This window comes from Streptomyces sp. DG2A-72 (assembly GCF_030499575.1).
GTDB lineage: Bacteria > Actinomycetota > Actinomycetes > Streptomycetales > Streptomycetaceae > Streptomyces.
Map to the genome: position 1 here is coordinate 9161774 of NZ_JASTLC010000001.1, position 24781 is coordinate 9186554.

The window sequence follows — 24781 nt, forward strand, 5'->3', positions numbered from 1 at the left end:
GCCAGATGGCCATGCCGCTGCGCCAGTCCATCAAGGTCGCTACGTATTTGGCTGAACAGAAGCTCCGCAGGCGGGACAAGTTTCCGCTCATCGTCGAGCTGGAACCGCTCTACGCCTGCAATCTCAAGTGCGAGGGCTGCGGCAAGATCCAGCACCCGGCAGGTGTGCTCAAGCAGCGCATGCCGGTTGCCCAAGCTGTGGGAGCGGTGCTCGAGTCCGGTGCCCCGATGGTGTCGATCGCCGGCGGGGAACCCCTGATGCACCCCAAGATCGATGAGATCGTGCGGCAGTTGGTGGCGAGGAAGAAGTACGTCTTCCTGTGCACCAACGCCATGCTGCTGCGCAAGAAGATGGACAAGTTCAAGCCCTCGCCGTTCTTCGCCTTCGCGGTGCACATCGACGGGCTGCGCGAGCGGCACGACGAGTCCGTGGCGAAGGAGGGTGTGTTCGACGAGGCAGTGGAGGCGATCAAGGAGGCCAAGCGGCGCGGCTTCCGCGTCACCACCAACTCGACCTTCTTCAACACCGACACCCCGCAGACCATCATCGAGGTGCTCAATTACCTCAACGACGACCTCAAGGTCGACGAGATGATGATCTCGCCCGCCTACGCCTACGAGAAGGCCCCCGACCAGGAGCACTTCCTGGGCGTGGAGCAGACCCGTGAGCTGTTCAAGAAGGCCTTCGCCGGTGGCAACCGGCGCAAGTGGCGGCTCAACCACTCCCCGCTCTTCCTGGACTTCCTGGAGGGCAAGGTCGACTTCCCGTGCACCGCCTGGGCGATCCCGAACTACTCCCTCTTCGGCTGGCAGCGCCCCTGCTACCTGATGAGCGACGGGTACGTCACCACGTACCGGGAGCTGATCGAGGACACCGACTGGGACAAGTACGGCCGCGGCAAGGACCCGCGCTGCGCCAACTGCATGGCGCACTGCGGCTACGAGCCGACCGCGGTCATGGCCACCATGGGCTCCCTCAAGGAGTCCCTGCGGGCCATGCGCGAGACCGTCGCCGGAAACCGCGAGTGACACCATGACCGCCATTTCCTTGGGCGTCCCCGAGGTACCGGTCCGGCCGATCGCGGAGCGCCGTGTCTCACGGCAGATCCAGGTCGGGCCGGTGGCGGTCGGGGGCGGGGCCCCGGTGTCGGTGCAGTCGATGACGACGACGCGTACGTCGGACATCGGCGCCACCTTGCAGCAGATCGCGGAACTCACCGCGTCCGGCTGCCAGATCGTCCGCGTCGCCTGCCCCACGCAGGACGACGCGGACGCCCTCGCGACCATCGCCCGCAAGTCGCAGATCCCGGTGATCGCGGACATCCACTTCCAGCCGAAGTACGTGTTCGCCGCGATCGAGGCCGGCTGTGCGGCCGTACGCGTCAATCCCGGCAACATCAAGCAGTTCGACGACAAGGTGAAGGAGATCGCGCGGGCCGCCAAGGACCACGGCACACCGATCCGTATCGGCGTCAACGCGGGCTCTCTCGACCGGCGGCTGCTGCAGAAGTACGGCAAGGCGACGCCGGAGGCGCTGGTGGAGAGCGCCTTGTGGGAGGCGTCGCTCTTCGAGGAGCACGACTTCCGGGACATCAAGATCTCGGTGAAGCACAACGACCCGGTGGTGATGGTCAACGCGTACCGGCTGCTGGCCGAACAGTGCGACTATCCGCTGCACTTGGGCGTCACCGAGGCGGGTCCCGCCTTCCAGGGGACCATCAAGTCGGCCGTGGCTTTCGGGGCGCTGCTGTCGCGGGGGATCGGTGACACGATCCGGGTGTCCTTGAGCGCTCCGCCCGCCGAGGAGGTCAAGGTCGGCATCCAGATCCTGGAGTCGCTGGGCTTGAGGCAGCGGCGCCTGGAGATCGTCTCGTGTCCCTCCTGCGGGCGCGCCCAGGTCGACGTGTACAAACTGGCCGACGAGGTCACGGCAGGTCTGGAGGGCATGGAAGTGCCGCTGCGGGTGGCCGTGATGGGGTGTGTGGTCAACGGTCCCGGTGAGGCGCGGGAGGCGGACCTGGGGGTCGCCTCCGGCAACGGCAAGGGGCAGATCTTCGTGAAGGGCGAGGTCATCAGGACCGTGCCCGAGTCGAAGATCGTGGAGACCCTCATCGACGAGGCGATGAAGATCGCCGAACAGATGGAACAGGACGGCGTCGAGTCGGGGGAGCCGGCCGTCACCGTGAGCTGAACAGCACGGACCGAAGGGGGCCCGCGAACGTGACGATTCTGGAGAGCATCCGGGGACCACGCGACCTGAAGGCACTGTCCGAGGCGCAACTTGGCGAACTGTCCGACGAGATCAGGGAGTTCCTGGTGCACGCCGTGGCCAGGACCGGCGGTCACCTCGGGCCCAATCTGGGGGTGGTGGAACTCTCCATCGCCCTCCACCGGGTCTTCGAGTCGCCGGTCGACCGCATCGTGTGGGACACCGGCCACCAGAGCTACGTACACAAGTTGCTGACAGGGCGTCAGGACTTTTCCAAGCTCCGCGGCAAGGGGGGCCTCTCCGGCTACCCGTCGCGCGAGGAGTCCGAGCACGACATCGTCGAGAACAGCCACGCCTCCACCGCGCTCGGCTGGGCCGACGGGCTCGCCAAGGCCCGCCAGGTGCAGGGGGACAATGGGCATGTCGTCGCGGTGATCGGCGACGGCGCGTTGACCGGCGGCATGGCCTGGGAGGCGCTGAACAACATCGCGGCCGCCAAGAACCGGCCGCTGATCATCGTCGTCAACGACAACGAACGGTCGTACGCCCCCACCATCGGCGGCCTCGCCAACCACCTCGCCACCCTGCGCACCACCGACAGCTACGAACAGGTCCTGGCCTGGGGCAAGGACGTGCTGCAGCGCACGCCGATCGTCGGCAACACCGTCTACGAGGCACTGCACGGCGCCAAGAAGGGCTTCAAGGACGCGTTCGCGCCGCAGGGGCTGTTCGAGGACCTGGGCCTGAAGTACGTCGGCCCGATCGACGGACACGACATCGGTGCCGTCGAGTCCGCGCTGCGGCGTGCGAAACGCTTCCACGGGCCGGTGCTGGTGCACTGCCTCACCGAGAAGGGGCGCGGCTACGAACCCGCTCTCGCGCACGAGGAGGACCACTTCCACACCGTAGGTGTGATGAACCCACTCACCTGCGAGCCGCTCGCGCCGTCCAACGGGCCGTCCTGGACCTCGGTGTTCGGCGAGGAGATCGTCAGGATCGGGGAGGAGCGGGAGGACGTCGTGGCGATCACGGCGGCCATGCTGCACCCGGTCGGGCTCGGCAAGTTCGCCGCGCGGTTCCCGGACCGGGTCTGGGACGTCGGCATCGCCGAGCAGCACGCGGCGGTGAGCGCGGCCGGGCTCGCGACCGGCGGACTCCACCCCGTCGTCGCCGTCTACGCCACCTTCCTCAACCGTGCCTTCGACCAGCTCCTGATGGACGTCGCCCTGCACCGCTGCGGCGTCACCTTCGTCCTGGACCGGGCCGGTGTGACGGGCGTCGACGGCGCCTCCCACAACGGCATGTGGGACATGTCGATCCTCCAGGTCGTGCCGGGCCTCAGGATCGCCGCGCCGCGCGACGCCGACCAGCTGCGGGCCCAGCTGCGCGAGGCGGTCGCGGTGGACGACGCGCCGACCCTCGTACGGTTCCCGAAGGAGTCGGTGGGGCCGTGCGTTCCCGCGGTCGACCGGGTGGGCGGCATCGACGTACTGCACCGCGGAGAGTCGCCGGAGGTCCTGCTGGTCGCCGTCGGCGTCATGGCGCCCGTCTGCCTGCAAGCCGCCGAGCTGCTTCAGGCGCGCGGCATCGGCTGCACCGTCGTCGACCCGCGGTGGGTCAAGCCCGTCGACCCGGCGCTCCCCGGTCTCGCCGCCGAGCACCGCCTGGTCGCCGTCGTCGAGGACAACAGCCGCGCGTCCGGGGTCGGAGCGGCGGTCGCGCTGGCGCTCGGTGACGCCGATGTCGACGTGCCCGTACGGCGGTTCGGCATCCCGGAGCAGTTCCTCGCGCACGCCAAACGCGGCGAGGTGCTCGCCGACATCGGCCTCACGCCCGTCGAGGTCGCCGGACGGATCAGCGCGAGCCTGGCCGTCAAGGAGTCAGCCAAGGAGAAACCCGAATGACCACGGAGTTCGACCTCGGCGCACTGCTGGCCGAGCGCGGAGCCGAGCGCTACGAGCTGCACACCAAGTACCTCAACCATCAGCTCCCGCGCATGCTGCACACCATCGGCTTCGACAAGGTCTACGAGCGGGCCGAGGGCGCGTACTTCTGGGACGCGGACGGCGACGACTACCTGGACATGCTCGCCGGGTTCGGGGTGATGGGCCTGGGCCGCCATCACCCCGTCGTCCGCAAGGCGCTGCACGATGTGCTCGACGCACAGCTCGCCGACCTCACCCGCTTCGACTGCCAGCCGCTGCCCGGGCTGCTGGCCGAGCGGCTGCTCGCGCACAGCCCGCATCTGGACCGGGTGTTCTTCGGCAACAGCGGCACCGAGGCGGTCGAGACCGCGCTGAAGTTCGCCCGCCGCGCCACCGGAAAGCCCCGCGTCCTGTACTGCGAGCACTCCTTCCACGGCCTGACCACCGGCTCCCTGTCCGTCAACGGCGAGGACGGCTTCCGTGACGGCTTCGCCCCGCTGCTGCCCGACACGGCCGTACCGCTCGGTGATCTCGTCGCGCTGGCACGGGAGTTGAAGAAGGGCGACGTCGCCGCCCTGATCGTCGAGCCGATCCAGGGCAAGGGCGTCCTGGAGCCCCCGCCCGGCTATCTGCGCGCGGCCCAGGACCTGCTGCACAAGCACAAGGCGCTGCTGATCGCGGACGAGGTGCAGACCGGGCTCGGCCGGACCGGGGACTTCTACGCCTACCAGCACGAGGACGGCGTCGAACCGGACCTGGTCTGCGTAGCGAAGGCGCTCTCCGGCGGCTATGTGCCGGTGGGCGCCACGCTCGGCAAGGACTGGATCTTCAAGAAGGTCTACTCGTCGATCGACCGTGTGCTGGTGCACTCGGCGAGCTTCGGATCCAACGCCCAGGCCATGGCGGCGGGCCTGGCCGTCCTGTCCGTCATGGAGAACGAGCAGATCGTCGCGAACGCCCGGGCCACCGGCGACCTGCTCAGGTCCCGCCTCGCGGCGCTGGTCGACAAGTACGAGCTGCTCGCCGACGTACGCGGCCGGGGCCTGATGATCGGCATCGAGTTCGGCAGGCCCAGCTCGCTGAAGCTGCGCAGCCGCTGGACCATGCTGCAGGCCGCGCGCAAGGGCCTGTTCGCGCAGATGGTGGTCGTGCCGCTGCTCCAGCGGCACCGGATCCTCACCCAGGTCTCCGGCGACCATCTGGAGGTGATCAAGCTGATCCCGCCGCTGATCGTCGGCGAACGGGAAGTGGACCGGTTCGTCGAGGCCTTCACGGCCGTGATGGACGACGCCCACAGCGGCGGCGGTCTGATGTGGGACTTCGGGAAGACGCTGGTCAAGCAGGCGGTGGCCAACCGCTAGAAACGGGCGCTTTTGCCTATGGGGCAAAGAATTTGCCCCATAGGCAAGCCTCCGGCTGAATGGAGGGCATGAGCTCTCCCGACCTGCCCGTCGTGGCGCCGCAGCTCCGAGCCCTGCGGCGTCGTGCCTCCCTCACCCTGGAGGCCGCGGCGGGCGCCGCCGGGCTGTCGCCCGCACCTCAGCGTGAACGCCGGGAGCGCTCGGTAACTCATCTGATGCGCTCAGTGCATCGTTGGCGGGCGACAATCAAGTCCCCAACAACCCGAGCGAGTCCCGTACTTGCTCCGGCGGCCGGAAGGGGCGTCGTCGGACAGGCATGACCTGCCAAACTCCCCGGAGCGATCCAGGGGAGAGTCTCCCGGCTTCCTCTGGGAGAGAACTTCAAGGTACGACCGTGTCCGAACCGATGAGACAGTTGCCAACGGGGACGCGGCGCGCAGGCACTGCCCGTCCGCGTCCCGTCTCGCGCCCGGCGACAGCGCACTTCGACTCGCTGACCCCGCATCGGATCGCCGCGGAGGACCGCGACGGGCTGGAGCTTCTGTTCGTCCACACCCTGCTGCAGAGCCCGACGGCCGCGCGCCCTGTGGGTGCGCCTGATCATCTACATCGCGGTCGGGCATGTGTTCGCGGGCTTCATCTACCTGCTCTTCGAGCTGAGGGCGAAGCAGTAGACGTACATCCTCAGTAGGCGTACGCCCTCAGTCGAGGAGCCGCTCACACAGCCGCTCGCGGGTCTCGGGGGTGACTGCGAGGCCGTGTTCCAGGTAGGCGTCGACGCCGCCCCAGGTGGACTCGATGGTCTCGAAGGCCGCGGTGAGGTATTCGGCGCGGGCGTCGAAGAGGGGGTTGAGCAGTTCCATGACCTCGGGGTAGTAGGCGGAGGCCGCGCTGCTGCTGCGGTGGACCTTGTAGCGGCGGTGCTTGGCGTTCGACTCCAGGTAGTCCGCCACGATCGCCTCGCGCTCGACGCCCAGGGCGAGCAGCGTCACGGCTATGGAGAGGCCGGCGCGGTCCTTGCCGGCCGCGCAGTGCATCAGGGCGGGGACGCTGTCCTCGGCGAGCGCGTGCAGCACGCGGGAGTGCTCGGCGGTGCGCTCCTTGATGATCGTGCGGTACGAGGTGATCATCCGGTGCGCTGCCTTGCCGTCGGCGAGGATCGTGCGCAGCTGGTCGATGTCGCCGTCGCGGACCATCTTCCAGAACTCGGCGCCGTCCGCCGGGTCGGTCAGTGGGAGGTTCACATTCCGCACGCCGGGCAGCTCGACGTCCGGTCCCTCCAGCTTCTGGTCGGCCGCGTTGCGGAAGTCGAAGACCGTGTGCAGGCCGAGCGAGCCGAGGAACGCCGCGTCCTCCTCGGTCGCGTGCGCGAGATGCCCGCTGCGGAACAGCACGCCCTGTCGCACCCGTCGTCCGTCCACGGTCGGCAGTCCGCCCACGTCACGGAAGTTGCGCACTCGGGCCAGCTCCGGCTCGGTCGACGGGATCTGCTGCGTCACGGGGGCTCCCCTCCCAGTCGGCTTCGTCGGCGCGGCTCGTCGACGGGCACGCACTCGACGATACGACATGGATTCCTGGGGCAATGAGTTGTCCACAGGCGTTGTCCCGGGGTTCCCGGACATAGATGATGTTGGTACTTGAGTGCACCTGTTCGGAACTGTGGAGACGTGATGCTGGAAATTTCCGAGAACGGCCGTACGTGGCTCCTGACCGGGCCGACCAGCGGTTACGCCATCCACCTCACCGACGACCACGAGCTGCTGCACCTGCACTGGGGCCCGCGGATCACGCTCGCCGACGCCGAGGCCCTCGCCGTACGTCCGCTGCCGGACTACCGGCCCTTCGAGTCCCCGCTCGACGGACGTGAGGAGTACCCCGTCGAGGGCGGCCCCCGCTTCGCCCGGCCCGCCCTCTCCGTACGCACCGAGGAGCGGCGCGGCACCGAGTGGCGTTTCGAGGCGTACGGGTCCGAGGACGACGCGCTGCGGCTGCGATTCCGCGACGGCGGCCTGGCCGTCACGCTGCACTACCGGATGCGCGACGACGTCGTGGAGCGCTGGGTGACCCTCGGCAACGAAGGGCCGGAGGTCGAGCTGCTGCGGGCCGACTCCGCGACCTGGACCCTGCCGGACCGCGACGGCTGGCGGCTCTCCCAGTTGCACGGCCGCTGGGCCGCGGAGTCCCGGCTCGTGCGCTCCGACCTCACCTACGGTGAGAAGGTCATCGGCAGCCGCCGCGGACATACCGGACACCAGCACCTGCCCTGGGTCGCGCTGGACACTGATGCGACCGAGGAGCGCGGCGAGGTCTACGGCTGCGCGCTCGGCTGGTCCGGGTCCTGGCGGATCGCCGTGGCCCAACTCGCCGACGCGCGCGTGCAGATCACCGGCGGCGCCGGACACGACGACTCGGGCCTGCTGCGACTGGCGGCGGGCGAGTCGTTCACGACGCCCGTCTTCGCCGGACTGTGGAGCGACGGCGGCTACGGCGGGGCGAGCCGCGCTTGGCACGCGTACCAGCGGACGTATGTCATTCCGGACGCGGGCGAGGACCGGCCGGTGCTCTTCAACTCCTGGGAGGCCACCGAGTTCGAGATCTCCGAGGAGCAGCAGCGGGCGCTGGCGCGGCGGGCCGCGGACATGGGCGTGGAGCTGTTCGTGGTCGACGACGGCTGGTTCGGGGCACGGACCAGCGACCGGGCCGGGCTCGGCGACTGGACACCCAACCCCGACCGCTTCCCCGGCGGGCTCAAGCCGCTCGCGGACCACGTGCACGGCCTCGGTATGCAGTTCGGTATCTGGGTCGAGCCCGAAATGGTCAATCCGGACAGCGACCTGTATCGCGCCCACCCCGAATGGGTGCAGCACCAAACCGGGCGCAAGCGGACGGAATTCCGCAATCAGCTCGTACTGAACCTCGCCCGCGACGACGTTCAGGAGTACCTCTGGGAGCAGCTCGACACGCTCCTCTCCAGCGCCCCGATCGACTATGTGAAGTGGGACTTCAATCGCTGCTTCACCGATGCGGGCTGGCCGGGAGAGGCGTATCCGCAGCGGTTGTGGGTCGACCATGTGCGTGCGCTGTACGGGCTGTTGGACCGGCTGCGGGACGCGCACCCCGGAGTCGCCTTCGAGTCCTGCTCGGGCGGCGGCGGCCGGATCGACCTCGGGGTCATGAGCCGTACGGATCAGGTGTGGACCTCGGACAACACCGACCCGCTCGACCGGCTCGCCATCCAGCACGGCTTCAGCCAGATCCACCCGGCACGGGTCATGGCCGCGTGGGTCACCGACAGCCCCAACGTCCAGCTCAACGGCCGGGTCAGCTCGCTGCGCTTCCGGTTCGTGAGCGCCATGGCCGGGGTGCTCGGGGTCGGCGGTGACCTCACCGAGTGGACGGACGACGAGCTGGCCGAGGCCCGGAAGTGGGTGGGTCTGTACAAGGAGATCCGGCCCCTGGTGCAGCGCGGCGACCTGTATCGGCTGCGGCCCCCGCAGGGCGGGCTGAGTGCGGTGCAGTACGTGCTCGGCGACGAGACCGTCGTCCTCGCCTGGCTCGAGGCGCAGCGTTACGGCGAGCCCGTTCCGGCGCTGCGACTGCGCGGCCTCGACCCGACAGCGTCGTATGAATGCCGCGAAACGGGCGAAGTTCACCGGGGTGCGGTCCTGCTGCATCACGGATTGCGCACAGGGCTACGCGGTGACCTCGATGCGGCAGTTCTCCGGCTGCGTCGCATCTGAGCGATCTGTCCGAATTAGGATCTTCATTCCAACTCGCTCTGGGATAAAGCCTCCTGGGGGGAGCTGCGTGAGCAGCGTCATATTCGTGACCGAGCGTTGTCCGCCATGTTCACGTAATTCACGTGTTTTTCCAGGGGATTGAATCCGTCGGCGGGGGTGGAATTCACGGAGGGTGACTGGGTTTTCTCACAAGGGATCAAGAGAAACGCACAGCCATGGAACCTCTTGCTTGTCCCTTTGCGTCTTGGTCGCTTACGTTCGCCACCAATCCGGACGGACGCCCAATCCTGCCGCCGCCCGGAGACCGCTCAACTCACCCGTGAACGGCAGGAGCGGGGGACCCACAGGTACAACCGCCTGTTCCGGTCTCCGGAACGGCTAGGGGTTAAGCCGCCACCGCGCGGCCGGACATCTCCAGTCCGCACCCGACAGCTCACCTCGTAGGCGCCGGAGAGGAATTCGCCATGCCCGCGAAGGGTAAGCACCGCCGTCCCAAGAGCCAGCGCTTCACCCGCTCGATCGTCGTCGCCGGAACCGGTGGCGCCGCGCTCGCCCTGCCGCTCCTGGGGGCCACCGGAGCGCATGCCGCTCCCGCCAAGTCGGTTTCGGAAAAGGCCGTTCAGTCGGTTCCGAAGACCGAAAAGAAGGCCGCCGAGAAGACCGCCGCCGCGAAGAGTTCGGGTGTGCGGACCTATTCGGTGCGGGCCGGTGACTACCTTTCGAAGATCGCCGACGAGCAGAATGTCAGCGGTGGCTGGCAGAAGCTCTACGCGGACAACCGTGAGGCCGTCGGCTCGGACCCGTCGATGATCCACCCCGGCCTGAAGCTCTCGATCGGCAAGAAGGCCGCGACCGGTTCTTCCAAGCCGTCGTCCTCTTCGTCGGATTCGTCTCCTTCATCCTCTTCTTCGAAGAAGTCGTCCGGGTCTTCTGATTCATCTGGTTCGTCTGCTTCGGGTTCGTCGAAGTCGTCCTCGAACACGGCGACCACCCAGTCCTCCGACACCACGAGTACGGCCGGCGGCTTCACCCTCCCTGTGGCCGGTGCCAGGGTCGGTACCCCGTACCGCATGTCGGGCAGCATGTGGTCCAGTGGCTACCACACCGGCGTCGACTTCGTCGTCCCGACCGGCACCTCGCTCAAGTCCGTGGGTGCGGGCACGGTCGTCTCCGCGGGCTGGGGCGGCGCGTACGGCAACCAGGTCGTTGTCAAGCTGGCCGACGGCTACTACGCGCAGTACGCCCACCTGTCCTCGCTCTCCGTCTCCAACGGACAGACCGTGACCGAGGGCCAGCAGATAGGCCTCTCCGGCGCGACCGGCAACGTGACCGGCCCGCACCTGCACTTCGAGATCCGCACCACCCCGGACTACGGCTCGGACGTCGACCCCGTCGCCTACCTCCGCTCGAAGGGTGTCTCCGTCAGCTGACACCCGGCGCCTGAAGCGTCCCCCACGCCACCGAAGGCCGGACCCCGATCCCCGGGTCCGGCCTTCGGTGTTGGCTGTGCGGACCCCCTCAGTGCGCGAAGACCGTACTGGCCAGGACCACTGGACAGCGGTGCCGCCGAGGATGCTCAGCAGGGCGTTGCGACACCACTGGTGCAGGCCGACGGTGACGGCCAGGGCTGCCGACGGGGGGATCGCGCGCGTGTCGGTGAGGGGCACCTCGCGCAGGCAGTGGACGACCAGGATCACCATGACGCCGGCGGGCATACGGGCGCTGAGGTACTGGACGGTCGTACTGGCGCGCAGCGGGGCGAGGGCGGCGAAGGGGAGGGTGCGCAGGGCTCGGGTGACGGCGGCGGTGACGAGGACGGCGGCTATGGCGTAGGGGGTGTCAGGCATGGCGTGCCCTCTTGCCGGTCGTGCAGCGGCGGGCCGGCAGTTCTGCGGTGAACAGGGCGAAGGCGGCGAGGAGCAGTTGGCCCGGGAAGAGGAGCCGCGCGGCCACGGCGCTGAGGAGGGCGAGCGCCGGCGTGGGCAGGTCGTCGCGCAGCTCCCGGAGAGCATCGAGGGCGAGCACGGTGAACAGGGTGGTCAGAGCGAAGTCCAGGCCGGTGACCCCCTCCGGGAAGAGGGAGCCGAGCAGGGCTCGGGCGGTTGCGCTTCCGGCCCAGTACAGGTGCATGAGGAACTGCAGCCACAGGATGCGCCGGCCGGCCCAGGACCGGGCCTCCTCCCCGGCGGTCAGGGCGTACGTCTCGTCGCTGAGTGCGAAGGTGCCGTACGCGGTGCAGGGGGAGGAGAGCGCGTAGAAGACGTGCCGGACGTTCACCATGAAGGCCGTCGTGGCGATGGACGCCAGGGGAGCGGCCGCGGTGGCCAGGCCGATCAGCAGGAACTCGAACGATCCGCCGTAGATGAGCGCCGCGGACATCGACCCCGAGGCGCTGAGGCGCGGGCTGGAAGTGCTCATCGACATCGAGACCTACGCCCGGGACCGCAAGATGTTCGAGGAGTTCGAGTCCACCGTGGCCGTCGCCGACCACGCCGACCAGGCCGCCTACGAAGCCTTCGTCACCGACAAACTCGGCGACCTGCCTGCCGTGCTGCGCCTCGAATCACATCTCACCATGAAGAAGATCAAGGCTGACGGCTGAGCATATTCCTGAGTTGGCGAACACTTTAGGAGTGGCTTATCTCACCGTCCGTCAACCCCTTCCTACGGTCGCGTAGCTCACATCCGAAGGTGAATCATGGGCCGACGTGGCAGACGATTCGAAGAATGACATCAGATCAGTGATCGGGTCGTACGTGGCGGTGGGGGACAGCTTCACCGAGGGCGTCGGCGACCCCGGCCCTGACGGGGCGTTCGTCGGCTGGGCCGACCGATTCGCGGTACTGCTCGCGGACCGGAGGCCGGAGGGCGACTTCGAGTACACCAACCTTGCCGTGCGCGGCAAACTCCTCGACCAGATCGTGGCCGAGCAACTCCCGCGGGCCGTCGAACTCGCCCCGGACCTGGTCTCGTTCTGCGCGGGCGGCAATGACATCATCCGGCCCGGAACCGACCCCGACGAGGTCGCCGAGCGCTTCGAGCGGGCGATCGTCCGGCTCACCTCGGCCGTCGGGACCGTCATGGTGACGACCGGCTTCGACACCCGGGGCGTCCCGGTGCTGAAGCATCTGCGCGGCAAGATCGCCACCTACAACGGACACGTCCGGGCCGTCGCCGACCGGTACGGCTGCCCGGTACTCGACCTGTGGTCCCTGAAGACCGTTCAGGACCGGCGGGCCTGGGACGGCGACCGGCTCCACCTCTCGGCCGAGGGGCACACGCGCGTGGCGCTGCGCGCGGGCCAGGTCCTCGGGCTTGAGGTCCCGGCCGACCCCGAGCAGCCCTGGCCCCCGCTGCCGCCGCGCGGCACTCTCGACGTGCGGCGGGACGACGTCCACTGGGCGCGCGAGTATCTGGTGCCGTGGATCGGGCGGCGGTTGCGCGGGGAGTCCTCGGGCGACCATGTGACGGCGAAGGGCACGCTGTCGCCGGACGACATCAAGGAGCGGATCGCTTCCGTGGCCTGAGTCTGTGCTTCAGCGGGGCGGTGGGCGGCCGGCTCAGCGCCCCGCCCGGCTCACCGCTCCCGTCCGGCTCAGCGCCCCGCCTGGCTCACCGCTCCCGTCCGGCTCACCGCTCCCGTCCGGCTCAGCGCCCCGCCTGGCTCACCGCTCCCGTCCGGCTCAGCGCCCCGCCTGGCTCAGCGCTCCCGTCCGGCTCAGCGCTCCCGCCCGGCTCACCGCCCCGACGCGGTGAACGCCTCCCGCTCCAGCCCCAGTTCGCGGGCGAGGGCGTCATCCACCCATTCCTGCGCACGCGCGCGTGACACCGCTCCGGCGTAGGCGGTCATCTGTACGGCGAGTCCGTCGAGGAGGGCCGTGAGGCGCAGGGCCGCGCCGGTGGGATCCGGGCAGCGGAACTCGCCCGCGGCCACTCCTTCGGAGATGACCTCGGCGATCGCGGCCTTCCACTCCTTGTCGAGGTCCCGGGTGACTTCTCGCAGAGCGGGCTCGCGCAGCGCCGCCGCCCAGCCCTCGATCCACAGCCGCCAGCCCTTGGCCTGGCCCGTGGGCGCGTACCACCGCACGGCGGCCCGAAGCCGGCGCAGCGCTGTCGTACGGCGGCCGAGCAGCCGGCGCAACTGCGCGAGGTCCGCCTCGGCGGCGTGGGTGAAGGCGGCGGCGACGAGCTTCTCCTTGGTGGAGAAGTGATAGAGCACCAGCGCGTTGCTCACACCCAGTGCCGTGGCCACGTCGGCGATCCGGACGGCCGCCACTCCCCGTGCCTCGATCTGCTCGATGGCGGCCTTCAGCAGTTCCTCGCGCCGCTCAGCCACGCTCAACCGCACCCTCGCCACGCGCTCACCCTACCCAGAACATGTCAACGGCCCTCGTCACCGATACCACCCGAACCGTGCGGCGATCACCGGCAGCCGGTCCGCGACGATGGCATGCGCGGCGGCCCGCGGCGTCGTCCCGTCCGTCTCCGCCCGGGCCAGCATCAGGCCCACCAGGGCGCGCATCGAACGGCGCGTGTACGCGAACGCCTCGTCCGCGTCCGCGCCGATGTCACCGAACAGCGTCCACCACCACCAGGCGTTCGTCCCCGAGTTGACGACCACGTCCGGCAGCACGGCGACCCCGCGCGCGGCCAGCAGCTCCTCCGCCTCGGGCAGTACCGGCATATTGGCCGCCTCGACGATCCAGCGGGCGGTGATCCGCTCCTGGTTCGCGGCGTCGATCGCGTACGAGACCGCCGCCGGCACCAGCACCTCCGCGTCGACGGACAGCCAGGCGTCGCCCGGCAGTTCCCGGTCACCGGGGCGCAGCACGCCGCGGTCGACGGTCCCGTACGCGTCCCGCGCGGCGAGCAGCGCCTCGACGTCGAGCCCCCGCGGATTGGCGATCGTGCCCTTGATGTCGGCGACGGCCACGACGGTGAGCCCCGCGCGCGTGAGGAAGCGCGCCGTCGCCCCGCCCATGGTGCCCAGGCCCTGCACGGCGACCCGCGTTCCGGCGTACGGCACGCTCGCCCGGTCCAGCGCGGCGAGCGCCGACTCGGCGACCCCGCAGCCGCCGACGAGTTCGTCGAGCCCGATGCCGTCCACGTCGACGGCGAACGCGTCGGCGAGCCGGCGCCGGGCAGCGGCCTCGTCGTCCAGCAGTGGATACATGGCCTGGATCGACGACACGAGCCCCGCCTCCGCGGCCGCCCGGTCCACCAGGTCCTGGGTGAGCCCTAGATCCTCGCCCGTGGTCCAGAGAGTCTCGATGTACGGCCGCATGGCGCGCAGGTAGCGCACCAGCAGTCCGTACGCGTCCGGGTCCTGCGGATCGCAGTCGATGCCGCCCTTGGCGCCGCCGAGGGGGACGTACCGGCCCTCGGGGTCGTAGTGCAGCGCCTCCTTCATGGTCATGCCGCGCGCGAGTGAGGTGACCTCGTCGAGGGTGCAGCCCGCCCGCATCCGCAGACCCCCACTGGACACACCGCGCACCAGCCGGTCGACGACCAGAAAGCCCCTCCGCCCGGTGACGTGGTCGGTCCACACGAGCGACATCAGGGGGGTGGTCATGCGGGCTCCTCGAGATGAGCGTTACTGAATGGCCAGTCAGTATCGGGATGGGCGCCCGGTCGTGTCAACGAGAAACCGGTTGACGGGCCGGCAGGGCAGCGCGTCATATCGTCGACGGAAGGCGGAGGGAGCGGGACGAAGCTATGGCTCATGTCGTCGAACTGACCTACTACCCCATCAAGGGGTGCGCCGGGACCTCGCCGGGCGAGGCGCTCGTGACACCCGCCGGTCTCGCCCACGACCGCAGCTTCATGGTCGTCAGCGAGGCGGGAGTGTTCCGGACGCAGCGGCGGGATCCGCGGCTGTCGCTCATCCGGCCGGAGGTCGGCGCCGGAGGGGAGCGGCTGGTGCTGCGGGCGCCGGGGTACGAGGCCGTGCACGTCGACGTGGACGCGTCCGGGGCTCGGCGGCCGGTCGACCTGTTCGGGAATCCGTATCAGGGGATCGACCAGGGGGACACGGCCGCCGCGTGGCTGTCGGACGTGCTCCGGGCACCCAGCAGACTCGTCCGCGTGCCGCCCGAGCACGACCGGGTGACCGACGGCCGGACACCGGGTACCTCCGGCTACGCCGACAGCTGCGCACTGCACATGCTCTCCCGCTCCACCCTGGACCTCCTCAACGCCAAGGTCGCGGAGCGCGGTGGCAGCCCGCTGTCGCTGGACCGCTTCCGCCCGAACGTCGTCGTCGGCGGCTGGGACGAACCGCACACCGAGGACCGCGCCCATCGCATCACCCTCGGCGACGCCGAACTGGGCTACGCGAAGCTCGCCGTCCGCTGCGCCGTCACCCTGGTCGACCAGGAGGCCGGGACCAGGGACGGCCCGGAACCGCTGCGCACGCTCGCCGGCTATCGCCGGGCAGCCGAGGGCGGAGTCGCGTTCGGCGCGAAGTTCGCGGTGCTGCGGCCCGGCAAGGTGACGGTCGGGGACGAGGTGGACGTGCGGGTCTGGGGCGACTCGGAGCTGTAGTTCCCGCGGGCGGAGGTGGGTGGGACATCGCGCCGTGACCGGGGTGACCCGGGGTTGTCAGAGGGGCCGCCCATAATGGAAGCCTCAGCGATTCCCCTGGAGGTACCGTGACCGGATTCCGTTCCTTGAGCTCCGGGCTCCGCGCACTGCAGCCCGCGGCCTTCGGCGCGGACCCCAGTGGTGAGCGTCTGGCCCGTATTCGCAGATCGCCCCACTTCAAGGACGGGGTCTTCCTGAATCCCGGCGGCGAGGCCCGGACCCGGCCCTCCGGCTCGTCCGTGGAGCTTGCGAAGGGTTTCTTCGACAAGGACACCCGCCCCCGCCGCGCCCCACAGGGCACGGTCCCGGTGCACGCCACCACCCTCGCCGACATCTCCAGGCCGCCCGCCACCGGACTGCGGCTGACCTGGATGGGGCACTCCAGCGTGCTCGCGGAGATAGACGGTCGACGCGTGCTGTTCGACCCCGTCTGGGGCGAGCGCTGCTCCCCGTTCGCCTTCGCCGGCCCCAAGCGACTGCACCCGGTACCCATGCCGCTGGCCGCGCTCGGCCCGGTCGACGTCGTCGTCATCTCGCACGACCACTACGACCACCTGGACATGCCCTCGATCAAGACGCTGGCGGGCACGGACACCCTGTTCGCCGTGCCGCTCGGTGTCGGCGCCCACCTCGAACACTGGGGTGTCTCCGCGGACCGGCTGCGCGAGCTGGACTGGCACGAGGAGACCAAGGTCGGCGGCCTCACCCTGACCGCCACCCCGGCCCGCCACTTCTGCGGCCGCGGACTGCGCAACACCCAGCACACCCTCTGGGCCTCCTGGTCGGTCGCGGGCGAGAACCACCGGATCTACCACAGCGGAGACACCGGCTACTTCGAGGGCTTCAAGGACATCGGCGCCGACTACGGCCCCTTCGACGCCACGATGATCCAGATCGGGGCCTACTCCGAGTTCTGGCCCGACATCCACATGACCCCCGAGGAGGGCATGCGCGCCCATCTGGACCTCCAGGGCGGGACACCCGCCGGGGTGATGCTGCCGATCCACTGGGCCACCTTCAATCTGGCGATGCACCCCTGGGCGGAACCCGGCGAGGGCACCGTCGCCGCCGCCCGTGCGCAGGGCGCCCGCGTGGCCCTGCCCCGTCCCGGCGAGCCCTTCGAGCCCACGGCCGAGACCGTGCCGTCCGAGCCCTGGTGGCGAGGGGTGGCCGCGCGTCCGGCGAGCGGATGGCCTGATGCCGAGGCGCCCGGCGGTGTGGTGGCCGCTGCGGGCGTCGACGTGCCGCCGGAGTCGGCGGGCCGGCCGGAGGACAAGCAGGAGGGCAGCGGCGAGCCGGAGGCTGTTCCGGCGGGCTGACGCCGCGCACACCTCCTATCCTGAAACCATCGGGGTAGCACGGGAGTTGGGGGCACACGTGGAAGCGGCGCAGGCTCCGGAGGGTGGGGCGGACGCCGAGTGAATCCGAGCCGTACGTCCGATTGGCGACGCTGCGCCAACTGCAAGCGGTCCTGGCGGACGTACACACGACCCCGCAGTCTGGCGGAGCCCCTGCAGACAGTCGCCGACGGCACGGTCACCGCCCTCGGATACGAGGTGGGCAGCCTCCATCTGGTGCGCCCGGACGGCGAACTGGTCGTGGTGGCGGTGGCCGGCGACGACCGTGGCGTGGAGCGGGCGGGCCGGGTCGGCTCCCGCACCACCTGGGCGCGACGTCTGTCGGCGGGCGAGGAGTGGGGTGACCTGCGCTTCGTCCCCTACACCGAGGGCCGCCGGCTCGACGGCGACGACCTGCCGCAGTACGGCGACGCGCCCCTGCCCTTCTTCGACGACGAGTGGCACCCCGGTGACCGGCTCTTCGCGCCCATGACCGAAGCTCCTGGTGCGCGGATCGGCCCGTCCCGTGAGCTGATCGGCGTGCTGTCCGTGGACCGCCCGCGCAACGGCCGCCGGCCCGGCGCGTGGGGGCGCGAGGCATTCCAGATGTACGTGTTCCAGGCTGCGATCGCGATCAGCAACGCCCGTCTGCGGGGCAATATGCAACGAGCCGGGTCGGCCGTTCGCCGTCGAGCCGTCGAGCCGTCGACGATGGGGTCGAACTCCTTCTCGTGCTGGAGCACGTGTCCTCCGGTGAAGCGCGCGACAGGGGCCTGACAGACGGGACTTCGCCCGTTCGAGTCGATCACCATTCTGTACCCGCGCGGTGACAGGGCGCATCGATATGGCCCCGGTGGCGACGGACATCGATACCGAGCGGGCGTCACGGCGGTCGCATGCCGTCACCATCGGTCATGACGCGGGCGCGGTGCAGCGGGGGTGTGAGGAGCCCGTGAGCGGCTTCCCGAGGGGGCGGTGTGGGGAGGGGAGCGGCGTGAGGCGGGGCTTTGTGGAGTGGGGGCGCTCCGGCGCCTCGTCCGTTCGCGAACGCTTCTGAACAGGTGTGATCGTTCTCTTGCCGTTCGTGGGTGGTCTACCGAGGGGCTTATCGGTCTGTCGTACGAAGCCTCATACCAGAGCGGGATGCTCGCCGTGGGACTTTGTCAACTGCCCACCGCACCTGGTGTGTAGGCGACTACTGTGAGTGTCCGCTGGGCGACGCAGGGCCGAATTCATCGGTTCTCTCGACCGGCATCGCGATGGCGCATGCCCTGTGCGCGCAATCCGCGCCGGGGGTGTCGTGTGGATCAGACCGGATCAGGGAGCGGGGCCCGGCACGTGCAGCAGAGAGGCGGCGGACACACCAAGTCCAGGGAGCCCGGCGGCGGTCACGCGCGAACCCCTGGCAACCAGGCCCGACGGAACAGCACAAGGACACCGATGTCTCAGCTCCGCGCACCGGCAGCACGCGCAGAACGCCGCGAGGGCGGCAGGCACGGGCGGCCGGTCGCCCGCCCCGTACCGGCGCTGCCCGAGACGCAGATACGGCCTCAACTCCTGCGTCTCGCTGTGCTGCCGCCGGTCGCGGTCGCCCTCAGCGCCAGCGCCGCCGTGCTGTTCACCGTCCGCACCACCGGGGCGCAGCCCAGCCTCACCCTGTGGGGAGTGCTCGCCGGCGCGGTCTCGGTGACCTGCGTCGGGATCGCCATCGCCGCCGTGGCCGCCGACCGCGCCGCCAAGTCCGTGAGCGACCGGCTCGGCGCGATGCGGCGGAGCAGCGCGCGCGGCGAGGCCGATCTGAAGACCCTCGTCGAGGCGCTGCGGCGCGGCGAAGGACCGCCCAAGCGCAAGCCACGCAGCGGACCCCCCGATGACGCCGACGACTTCGAACTGCTCGCCGCCGACCTGGCCCGCGCACACGACGGCGCCGTCACCGCCGTCGTCCAGGCCGCACAGCTGTCCAGTCAGGCGGGCAGCGAGCAGAAGCTGGAGGTCTTCCTGAACCTCGCCCGGCGCCTCCAGTCGCTGGTGCACCGAGAGATCTCCATCCTCGACGAGCTGGAGAACGAGATCGAGGACCCCGACCTGCTCAAGGGCCTCTTCCACGTCGACCACCTCGCCACCCGCATCCGGCGCCATGCGGAGAACCTCGCCGTACTGGGCGGCGCCGTGTCGCGCAGGCAGTGGAGCAACCCGGTCTCCATGACCGAGGTGCTGCGCTCGGCCATCGCCGAGGTCGAGCAGTACTCGCGCGTCAAGCTCGTTCCGCCGATCGACGGCACTTTGCGCGGACACGCCGTCGCCGACGTGATCCATCTGCTCGCCGAACTCGTGGAGAACGCCACGGTGTTCTCCGCTCCGCACACCCAAGTCCTGCTGCGCGCCAACCTGGTCACCTCCGGGCTCGCCGTCGAGGTCGAGGACCGCGGACTCGGCATGCCCGTCGGTGAGCAGAGCAAGATGAACGCCCTGCTCGCCGACCCCGACCAGGTCAATGTCGCCAGCCTGCTCGCCGACGGCCGCATCGGGCTGTTCGTCGTCTCCCAACTCGCCCGGCGGCACGGCATCAACGTCCGCCTGCAGAACAACATCTACGGCGGTGTCCAGGCCGTACTCGTCGTGCCGCAGGGGTTGTTGGGTACGCATCCGGGCGCCCCGGGAGCCGTACGGCCGCCGCAGGAAACCGGTGGTGGTGCGGGAGCGGCCGTTCCGCCGCAGCAGCGTCCGCGGTCCGGGCCGGCACCGGCACCCGACGCGGGGCAGCAGCGGGTCGCGCCCTCGGCGCCGACCGTCGTGCCGCCCCGGCAGGCTCCTCGGGCCGCCGCCCCGATGCCGGACAGCGGCCCGTCGATGCCGCTGCCCGTGCGTGTCCACGAGGTACGGCCCAATCCGGCCGAGGCCCTGCCGGGCATCCGGCCCGAGGACCGTCCGCTCGTCGCCGAGAACACGGCCACACCGCCCCTGCCGCGCACCAGCACCGTCCGCGGCACCATGGGCAAGCCCCAACTGCCCCGGCGTCGGGCCCAGGAACACATCGCCCCCCAGCTCCGCGACGGACCGGCACCACGCCAGGACACGGACCACCTCGTCGGCCACGACCCCGGCCTCATGGCGGCCTTCCAGCGCGGCATCGGGCTTGCGGAGGCGCAGCAGCACAGGGAGCCGGGCCACGTGGGGTCGGGCCACGTGGGGTCGCGCTACATGGAGCCGGGCCACATGGAGTCGGCGCACATGGACTCGGCCCACAGAGACTTCCCGAACAGCAGCGCCTCCCAGAGCATGGACTCGCCGCACATGGACTCGCCGCACAGGGAGTCCCGGCACACGGACGCCGCACCTCTGGAGACGCCGCGCACGGTGTCCGGACACAGGAACTCCGGGCCACACACGGTGTCCGGCTATATGGAACCCGCACACATGGAGTCGGCACACATGGAGTCGGCGCACATGGACTCGGCCCACAGAGACTTCCCGAACAGCAGCGCCTCCCAGAGCATGGACTCGCCGCACATGGACTCGCCGCACAGGGAGTCCCGGCACACGGACGCCGCACCTCTGGAGACGCCGCGCACGGTGTCCGGACACAGGAACTCCGGGCCACACACGGTGTCCGGCTATATGGAACCCGCACACATGGAGTCGGCACACATGGAGTCGGCGCACATGGACTCGGCCCACAGAGACTTCCCGAACAGCAGCGCCTCCCAGAGCATGGACTCGCCGCACATGGACTCGCCGCACAGGGAGTCCCGGCACACGGACGCCGCACCTCTGGAGACGCCGCGCACGGTGTCCGGACACAGGAACTCCGGGCCACACACGGTGTCCGGCTATATGGAACCCGCACACATGGAGTCGGCACACATGGAGTCGGCGCACATGGACTCGGCCCACAGAGACTTCCCGAACAGCAGCGCCTCCCAGAGCATGGACTCGCCGCACATGGACTCGCCGCACAGGGAGTCCCGGCACACGGACGCCGCACCCTTGGAGACGCCGCGCACGGTGTCCGGACACAGGAACTCCGGGCCACACACGGTGTCCGGCTATATGGAACCCGCACACATGGAGTCGGCACACATGGAACCGGTGCGCACAGAGCCGACGCGCCTCGCGCCGACCCGACCGGATGCGTCCCACACAGATGCCGAACCCATGACCAGGGCCCACTCCATGGACGTACCGCCCATGGATCCGGCCCACACAACGGAGGCGCGCCGCGTGCCGCCCCGCCCGGACCACCCCACCACCACCCGGCACGACGGGAGCGCACCAGCCGGATGACCACCTCCGCAGACACCCCCCTGCCCACCGCCACCCCCACCCCCAGCGCTCCCGCAGACCTTCGTACCTCAAGGAGTCGATCCACCATGGCGAGCGAAGCGCCGACCGGCCAGGTATCCGATCTCGACTGGCTGATGAGCGGCCTCGTGCAGCGCGTACCGCACACCACCAGCGCGGTACTCCTGTCCTGCGACGGGCTTGTGAAGTCGGTCCACGGCCTCGACCCGGACAGCGCCGACCACATGGCCGCCCTGGCCTCCGGTCTCTACTCCCTCGGCCGCAGCGCCGGCGTCCGCTTCGGCGACGGCGGAGACGTCCGCCAGGTCGTCGTCGAACTCGACTCGACCCTGCTGTTCGTGACCACCGCCGGATCCGGCACGTGCCTCGCCGTGCTGGCCGGCCGTGAGGCCGACGCGGCGGTGCTCGGTTACGAGATGGCGATGCTGGTCAAGAGCGTCCGCCCCTACCTCATGACCGCGCCCCGTCAGCACGCCGTCGAATCCACGGCGTTGAGGCCTTGACCGTGGCGGCGGCCGGCGACGGGCCCTGGCTCGACGACGCGGCCGGACGGCTGGTGCGCCCCTTCACGGTCAGCAACGGCCGCACCCGACCCACCGTCGCGCTCGACCTCCTGTCGCAGGTGATGGCGACCGGGGCAACCCCCCTCGGCTACCTCGGCCCCGAGCACGCGCAGGCCCTCGACCTGTGCCGCGCTCCCGTCTCGGTCGCCGAGGTCGCCGCCCATCTGAAGCTGCCGGCGGTGGTCACCAAGGTGCTGCTGTCCGACCTAGTCGACTGCGGGGCCCTGACCACCAAGCCACCCGAGTTCCACCACAACCCCACTGACCGGGCCCTTCTGGAGGCAGTGCTCGATGGACTACGACGACAGCTCTGACTACGACGACGGCGCCGACCCCTTCCCCACCGCGCTCAAGATCCTGGTGGCGGGAGGGTTCGGGGCCGGCAAGACGACCTTCGTCGGCGCCGTCAGCGAGATCGCGCCGCTCAGCACGGAGGAGTTGCTCACCACGGTCAGCGCCGCGACCGACAACCTCGACGGGATCGAGAACAAGGTCGAGACGACGGTGGCCATGGACTTCGGCCGCATCACCCTCGACCCGGAACATGTGCTGTACCTGTTCGGCACACCGGGACAGGAGCGGTTCTGGTTCATGTGGGACGAGCTATCCGAAGGCGCCCTCGGAGCGATCATCCTCGCCGACACCCGCCGACTGGAGGACTGCTTCGCCGCCGTCGACTTCTTCGAGCAGCGCGGCATGGGCTTCATCGTCGCGATCAACGAGTTCGACGGCTCCTACCGCTACGACCCCGATGAGGTACGCGCGGCCATCGACCTCGACCCGGAGATCCCCGTCGTGCGCTGCGACGCCCGGATCTCCAGTTCCGGCGTCCAGACCCTGCTGACCCTCGTACGGCACCTCATCGCCCACGCCCCGGCCTCCGCGCCGAGCCACGGCGCCCACATGTGATTCCCGCACACGCCACGGAGCCCGCCTATGAGCCATCCCCACAGCGACGGAGTGCGCCGATGAGCTACGACCCGCCGCGCCCGGCAGGTCGTCTGCTGCTCACGCCCGAGGACAAGGAGGCCCCCGCCCGGGCGGACCGGCTGCGTCGGCTGGGCCTGGGGGAGCGGACGGAGCCCGCCCTCGACGCGTTCGCGGACGGTCTGGCCGAGCTGACCGCGGCGCCGTACGCCATGGTCAACTTCATCGACGAGAACCGGCAGTTCTTCGCGGGCCTGCATCTCCCCGCCATCGACCCGTTCGTGAAGGGCGACGGCACCACTCCGGAGTTCGGCCGCGCCCTCCCGCGCGACCATGGGTTCTGCCCCTATGTGGTGGTCCGACGCAAGGCGCTCGTCCTGGAGGACGTCTGCGACTATCCGCGGTTCGCCGGCAACCCCGTCGTCGACGAGTTCGGCATCCGTTCCTATCTCGGCGCACCGCTCATCGACAGCACGGGCATGGTGCTCGGCACCATCTGCGTCATCGACGTGGCACCGCGGCCCTGGGGGAAGCCCGGCCTGGAGACCATCAAGTCGGCGGCGGCAGGCCTCGTCGCCCGACTCGAACGGCGGGAGGCCGACGGGCTTCCGGTGCTCTGACGCCAGGTGTCCCGCCCGGCCGCCGCGCGGGTGTGAAGCGGAGCTGCGGCGCGGCTTAAGAAATCCTCGATGGACCGGGGATGGTGTCGTACGGCAGATTGCTGGGCGATTCCACCCCTCTCCCTGGATGCGGGCGCCTTCGGCATGCCCGGACCCCGGGGTCGCACCGTCAGGAGCCGTAGCGTTGAAGGCGCTGGTCAAGGAGAAGGCGGAGCCCGGGCTGTGGCTCGCGGACGTCCCCGAGCCCGCCGTGGGACCGGGCGACGTACTGATCAAGGTGCTGCGCACCGGCATCTGCGGCACCGACCTGCACATCCGGTCCTGGGACGGCTGGGCGCGGCAGGCGATCCGCACACCGCTGGTCCTCGGGCACGAGTTCGTCGGCGAGGTCGTCGAGACCGGCCGGGACGTCACCGACATCGCGGCCGGCGACCGGGTCAGCGGCGAGGGCCATCTGGTGTGCGGGAAGTGCCGCAACTGCCTGGCCGGGCGGCGGCATCTGTGCCGGGCCACGATCGGTCTCGGCGTCGGACGGAACGGGGCGTTCGCCGAGTACGTGGCGCTGCCCGCCGCCAATGTGTGGGTGCACCGTGTGCCCGTGGACCTCGATGTCGCCGCGATCTTCGACCCGTTCGGCAACGCCGTGCACACCGCCCTGTCCTTCCCGCTGGTCGGCGAGGACGTCCTGATCACGGGCGCCGGCCCGATCGGTCTGATGGCCGCGGCGGTGGCCCGGCACGCCGGTGCGCGCAACGTCGTGATCACCGATGTGAGCGAGGAGCGGCTGGACCTCGCCCGCAAGATCGGCGTCAGCCTGGCGCTCAATGTCTCCGAAACGACGATCGCCGCGGGGCAGCGCCGACTCGGGCTGCGCGAGGGCTTCGACATCGGCCTGGAGATGTCCGGCCGTCCCGAGGCGCTGCGCGACATGATCGCGAACATGACCCACGGCGGCCGGATCGCGATGCTCGGCCTGCCGTCCCAGGAGTTCCCGGTCGACTGGGCCCGGATCGTCACGTCGATGATCACCGTCAAGGGCATCTACGGCCGAGAGATGTTCGAGACCTGGTACGCGATGTCGGTGCTGCTGGAAGGCGGCCTCGACCTCGCGCCCGTCATCACCGGCCGCTACGGCTACCGCGACTTCGAGGCGGCGTTCGCCGATGCGGCGAGCGGCCGCGGCGGCAAGGTCATCCTCGACTGGACCTAGTAACTC

The 24781-nt window shown here is 70.0% G+C and carries 20 protein-coding genes, 4 pseudogenes and 1 riboswitch; of the genes and pseudogenes, 19 read left to right on the plus strand and 5 right to left on the minus strand.

Annotated features, from left to right (window positions below; all coding sequences use genetic code 11):
- The first annotated feature begins 5 nt into the window (after positions 1-5).
- The 6 genes and pseudogenes from hpnH (at position 6) to QQY66_RS43500 (ending at position 6168) form a co-directional block, all read left to right on the plus strand.
- Positions 6-1028 (plus strand): adenosyl-hopene transferase HpnH, encoded by a 1023-nt coding sequence (gene hpnH / locus QQY66_RS43475; RefSeq protein ID WP_301985959.1) that lies wholly within the window; start codon positions 6-8, stop codon positions 1026-1028.
- Between the two features lie 4 nt (positions 1029-1032).
- The gene (ispG, locus tag QQY66_RS43480; protein ID WP_301985961.1) at positions 1033-2190 is read left to right on the plus strand and encodes a flavodoxin-dependent (E)-4-hydroxy-3-methylbut-2-enyl-diphosphate synthase; all 1158 of its coding nucleotides are present in this window, start codon (positions 1033-1035) and stop codon (positions 2188-2190) included.
- A 29-nt stretch (positions 2191-2219) separates the two neighbouring features.
- A complete protein-coding gene (gene dxs, locus QQY66_RS43485) occupies positions 2220-4112 on the plus strand; it encodes a 1-deoxy-D-xylulose-5-phosphate synthase (RefSeq protein ID WP_301985962.1) in 1893 nt (630 codons plus the stop codon).
- Complete coding sequence (locus QQY66_RS43490; RefSeq protein ID WP_210575396.1) at positions 4109-5494, plus strand: aspartate aminotransferase family protein; 1386 nt, start codon at positions 4109-4111, stop codon at positions 5492-5494. Before dxs ends, QQY66_RS43490 begins: the two co-directional genes overlap by 4 nt.
- A gap of 68 nt (positions 5495-5562) precedes the next feature.
- Positions 5563-6086: pseudogene (locus QQY66_RS43495) on the plus strand (XRE family transcriptional regulator); the annotation flags it as partial.
- Positions 6079-6168, plus strand: coding sequence for a DUF6126 family protein (locus tag QQY66_RS43500; RefSeq protein WP_301987694.1), 90 nt, complete (start codon positions 6079-6081; stop codon positions 6166-6168). The pseudogene QQY66_RS43495 and the gene QQY66_RS43500, both read left to right, overlap by 8 nt.
- 27 nt (positions 6169-6195) lie before the next feature.
- On the opposite strand, the gene QQY66_RS43505 is transcribed toward QQY66_RS43500, so the two are convergent.
- Positions 6196-6993, minus strand: a complete 798-nt coding sequence (locus QQY66_RS43505; protein WP_301985964.1) for a tyrosine-protein phosphatase — start codon at positions 6991-6993, stop codon at positions 6196-6198.
- Between the two features lie 171 nt (positions 6994-7164).
- Between QQY66_RS43505 and QQY66_RS43510 the strand changes: the two genes are divergently transcribed.
- Together QQY66_RS43510 and QQY66_RS43515 are read left to right on the plus strand one after the other, a co-directional pair.
- Positions 7165-9234, plus strand: coding sequence for an alpha-galactosidase (locus QQY66_RS43510; RefSeq protein ID WP_301985965.1), 2070 nt, complete (start codon positions 7165-7167; stop codon positions 9232-9234).
- A gap of 295 nt (positions 9235-9529) precedes the next feature.
- A riboswitch (cyclic di-AMP (ydaO/yuaA leader) is annotated at positions 9530-9694 on the plus strand.
- Positions 9695-9698: 4 nt separating this feature from the next.
- Complete coding sequence (locus QQY66_RS43515; RefSeq protein ID WP_301985966.1) at positions 9699-10664, plus strand: LysM peptidoglycan-binding domain-containing M23 family metallopeptidase; 966 nt, start codon at positions 9699-9701, stop codon at positions 10662-10664.
- Between the two features lie 88 nt (positions 10665-10752).
- Here QQY66_RS43515 and QQY66_RS43520 read toward each other — a convergent pair.
- Positions 10753-11081 (minus strand): annotated as a pseudogene (locus tag QQY66_RS43520) (branched-chain amino acid transporter permease).
- Positions 11074-11613, minus strand: a complete 540-nt coding sequence (locus QQY66_RS43525; RefSeq protein WP_301985967.1) for an AzlC family ABC transporter permease — start codon at positions 11611-11613, stop codon at positions 11074-11076. Before QQY66_RS43525 ends, QQY66_RS43520 begins: the two are co-directional and overlap by 8 nt.
- Between QQY66_RS43525 and QQY66_RS43530 the strand changes: the two genes are divergently transcribed.
- Together QQY66_RS43530 and QQY66_RS43535 are read left to right on the plus strand one after the other, a co-directional pair.
- Complete coding sequence (locus QQY66_RS43530) at positions 11597-11836, plus strand: hypothetical protein (protein ID WP_301985968.1); 240 nt, start codon at positions 11597-11599, stop codon at positions 11834-11836. The two genes, QQY66_RS43525 and QQY66_RS43530, sit on opposite strands and share 17 nt — an antisense overlap.
- Before the next feature lie 139 nt (positions 11837-11975).
- Positions 11976-12761 (plus strand): SGNH/GDSL hydrolase family protein, encoded by a 786-nt coding sequence (locus tag QQY66_RS43535; protein ID WP_301987695.1) that lies wholly within the window; start codon positions 11976-11978, stop codon positions 12759-12761.
- 209 nt (positions 12762-12970) lie between these two features.
- On the opposite strand, the gene QQY66_RS43540 is transcribed toward QQY66_RS43535, so the two are convergent.
- Together QQY66_RS43540 and QQY66_RS43545 are read right to left on the minus strand one after the other, a co-directional pair.
- Positions 12971-13591, minus strand: coding sequence for a TetR/AcrR family transcriptional regulator (locus QQY66_RS43540; protein WP_301985969.1), 621 nt, complete (start codon positions 13589-13591; stop codon positions 12971-12973).
- Positions 13592-13627: 36 nt separating this feature from the next.
- The gene (locus tag QQY66_RS43545) at positions 13628-14806 is read right to left on the minus strand and encodes a glutamate dehydrogenase (protein WP_301985970.1); all 1179 of its coding nucleotides are present in this window, start codon (positions 14804-14806) and stop codon (positions 13628-13630) included.
- A 143-nt stretch (positions 14807-14949) separates the two neighbouring features.
- Here QQY66_RS43545 and QQY66_RS43550 point away from each other — a divergent pair, with 143 nt between their 5' ends.
- The 9 genes and pseudogenes from QQY66_RS43550 (at position 14950) to tdh (ending at position 24775) form a co-directional block, all read left to right on the plus strand.
- On the plus strand, positions 14950-15777 hold the full coding sequence (locus tag QQY66_RS43550) for an MOSC domain-containing protein (protein ID WP_301985971.1): 828 nt from the start codon (positions 14950-14952) through the stop codon (positions 15775-15777).
- 107 nt (positions 15778-15884) lie between these two features.
- Entirely contained in the window at positions 15885-17135 is a 1251-nt protein-coding gene (locus tag QQY66_RS43555; protein WP_301985972.1) for an MBL fold metallo-hydrolase, read from the plus strand.
- An 83-nt stretch (positions 17136-17218) separates the two neighbouring features.
- Positions 17219-17825, plus strand: a pseudogene (locus QQY66_RS43560) (sensor domain-containing diguanylate cyclase); the annotation flags it as partial.
- Positions 17826-18593: 768 nt separating this feature from the next.
- Positions 18594-20315: pseudogene (locus QQY66_RS43565) on the plus strand (ATP-binding protein); the annotation flags it as partial.
- A gap of 1208 nt (positions 20316-21523) precedes the next feature.
- Entirely contained in the window at positions 21524-21958 is a 435-nt protein-coding gene (locus QQY66_RS43570; RefSeq protein WP_301985973.1) for a roadblock/LC7 domain-containing protein, read from the plus strand.
- Positions 21959-21960: 2 nt separating this feature from the next.
- Positions 21961-22332, plus strand: coding sequence for a DUF742 domain-containing protein (locus QQY66_RS43575; protein WP_210588630.1), 372 nt, complete (start codon positions 21961-21963; stop codon positions 22330-22332).
- Positions 22310-22927 carry an ATP/GTP-binding protein gene (locus QQY66_RS43580; protein ID WP_301985974.1) on the plus strand — a complete coding sequence of 206 codons (618 nt, stop codon included), beginning with the start codon at positions 22310-22312 and terminating at the stop codon, positions 22925-22927. Before QQY66_RS43575 ends, QQY66_RS43580 begins: the two co-directional genes overlap by 23 nt.
- A 59-nt stretch (positions 22928-22986) precedes the next feature.
- The gene (locus QQY66_RS43585; RefSeq protein WP_301985975.1) at positions 22987-23565 is read left to right on the plus strand and encodes a GAF domain-containing protein; all 579 of its coding nucleotides are present in this window, start codon (positions 22987-22989) and stop codon (positions 23563-23565) included.
- A 184-nt stretch (positions 23566-23749) separates the two neighbouring features.
- Positions 23750-24775 (plus strand): L-threonine 3-dehydrogenase, encoded by a 1026-nt coding sequence (tdh, locus tag QQY66_RS43590; protein WP_301985977.1) that lies wholly within the window; start codon positions 23750-23752, stop codon positions 24773-24775.
- Positions 24776-24781 lie beyond the last annotated feature (6 nt).

Excerpts from the sequence above, each read along its gene's own strand:
- hpnH (WP_301985959.1), top strand. The coding sequence starts at position 6 with ATGGCCATGCCGCTGCGCCAGTCCATCAAGGTCGCTACGTATTTGGCT.
- ispG (WP_301985961.1), top strand. The coding sequence starts at position 1,033 with ATGACCGCCATTTCCTTGGGCGTCCCCGAGGTACCGGTCCGGCCGATC.
- QQY66_RS43490 (WP_210575396.1), top strand. The coding sequence starts at position 4,109 with ATGACCACGGAGTTCGACCTCGGCGCACTGCTGGCCGAGCGCGGAGCC.
- QQY66_RS43510 (WP_301985965.1), top strand. The coding sequence starts at position 7,165 with ATGCTGGAAATTTCCGAGAACGGCCGTACGTGGCTCCTGACCGGGCCG.
- QQY66_RS43515 (WP_301985966.1), top strand. The coding sequence starts at position 9,699 with ATGCCCGCGAAGGGTAAGCACCGCCGTCCCAAGAGCCAGCGCTTCACC.
- QQY66_RS43530 (WP_301985968.1), top strand. The coding sequence starts at position 11,597 with ATGAGCGCCGCGGACATCGACCCCGAGGCGCTGAGGCGCGGGCTGGAA.
- QQY66_RS43525 (WP_301985967.1), bottom strand. The coding sequence starts at position 11,613 with ATGTCCGCGGCGCTCATCTACGGCGGATCGTTCGAGTTCCTGCTGATC.
- QQY66_RS43545 (WP_301985970.1), bottom strand. The coding sequence starts at position 14,806 with ATGACCACCCCCCTGATGTCGCTCGTGTGGACCGACCACGTCACCGGG.
- QQY66_RS43550 (WP_301985971.1), top strand. The coding sequence starts at position 14,950 with ATGGCTCATGTCGTCGAACTGACCTACTACCCCATCAAGGGGTGCGCC.
- QQY66_RS43570 (WP_301985973.1), top strand. The coding sequence starts at position 21,524 with ATGGCGAGCGAAGCGCCGACCGGCCAGGTATCCGATCTCGACTGGCTG.
- QQY66_RS43580 (WP_301985974.1), top strand. The coding sequence starts at position 22,310 with ATGGACTACGACGACAGCTCTGACTACGACGACGGCGCCGACCCCTTC.
- QQY66_RS43585 (WP_301985975.1), top strand. The coding sequence starts at position 22,987 with ATGAGCTACGACCCGCCGCGCCCGGCAGGTCGTCTGCTGCTCACGCCC.